Annotated in this window: 1 protein-coding gene; it reads right to left on the bottom strand. The window is 66.4% G+C overall.

Translation table 11 applies throughout. From position 1 onward, the window contains the following. The coding region (locus tag JK202_RS08005; protein ID WP_211559978.1) for an efflux transporter outer membrane subunit at positions 1-1455 on the bottom strand (1455 nt) is incomplete at both ends.

Raw genomic sequence — 1455 nt, 5'->3', positions numbered from 1 at the left:
GTAAAGGCTCGGACGATGGCGTTTTGCTGTTTGACTTCGACGGGGAGCCTTGTGTCGGTGAGGGCTTTGCCCTGCCAGCCGGCGCCGAGGGCGATGTAGAGGGCGACGGCGTTGCGGACGCGGGCGAGGCGGCCGACGACGGCCTGGTCCTGGGCGGACAGGGCGGTCTGTTCGGTCGTCAGTACGTTCAGATAGCCGGTCAGACCGGCACCGAACAGCTTCTGCGCCCGGTCGCGGGCGAGGCCGGCATCGACGGAGGCCTGGTTCAGCTCCTCGACCAGCTCGGCATTGTGCCGCCAGTCACCCATCGCATCCTCGACATCCGCAAACGCCTTGAGCACCGTCTTGCGGTAGTTCAGACGGCTGCCTTCGGCCTCGGCCCGGGCCTGCGCGATCGCGGCGGTGTAGCGGCCACCATGAATGACCGGCAGCGTCGCCATCATCATGAAGCTCCACGCCATGCCGCCCGCCTGGAACGCCTGATAGGCGGCCGAAGCGTTCGGGTTGAACGTCAGCGGGATCATGAATTTCGGATAGAGATTCGACACCGCAATGCCCACGCGCGCCGTATCGGCGGCGTATTCGGCCTCGGCCACGCGGATGTCGGGGCGGTTGGCGAGGACGATCGACGGCAGGCTGGCGGGGAAGCGCGGCAGATCCGGGATCGGGCGGCGCTTTTCCAGCTCTTCCTCAAGCTGGCCCGGCATGTCGCCGACGAGGACGGCGATGGCATGCATCAGCCGCTCTTCCTGCTCATGCAATGGTGCCAGACGGGCGCGTTCGAGATGCTCTTCCGTCTGCGCCTGCGCCACGGCCAGCGTGTTACCCAGACCGTGGGTGTAGAGCTTTTCAGTCAGTTCGCGGGAGCGCACGGCCACGTCGATGGCGCGCTCGGTGACAGTCAGACGCTCCTGCACGGAGCGCAGCGTCACGTAGTCGGTTGCCATTTCGGCCAGCAGCGCGAGAAGGACGCCCCGGCGGTTCTCGATCGATTCCTCGACGATCCGCTTGCGCTCTTCCACCTGCCGGGAAATATGCCCGAACAGATCGATTTCCCAGCTCGCCCGCGCGCCATAGGTCAGGACCGAGGCTTCCGGACGGTTGGCCGGATTGCCGGGACGCAGTGGCCAGTTGTCCACGTTGACGGAATAGCGGTCATCGCCGCCACCTGCGGCCATATCAAGCTGCGGATACCAGGCTGACTGGGCCTGACGCCGCACCGCGCGCTCGGCGATGATGTGCTGCGAGGCGATCTGCAGGTCGTAATTGCCCTTGATCGCCTGCTCCACCAGCTCGTTGAGCATGGGGTCGTGGAACTGCGCCCACCACTCCTTCATGTCCTCGGCCGACTGCGCCAGCGCATCGGCCGTGGCCGGACGGGGCTGCTCGACGAAGGCGTCGGGCACCTTGATCCGGTCCGGCTTGAAGTTCGGACCCACCGTGCACGCCGTGCGC

Source organism: Gluconobacter sp. Dm-62, assembly GCF_018256155.1.
Lineage (GTDB): Bacteria > Pseudomonadota > Alphaproteobacteria > Acetobacterales > Acetobacteraceae > Gluconobacter.
The sequence above is the reverse complement of the archived record's forward strand: the minus strand, read 5'-3'. Positions and strand labels throughout refer to the sequence as shown.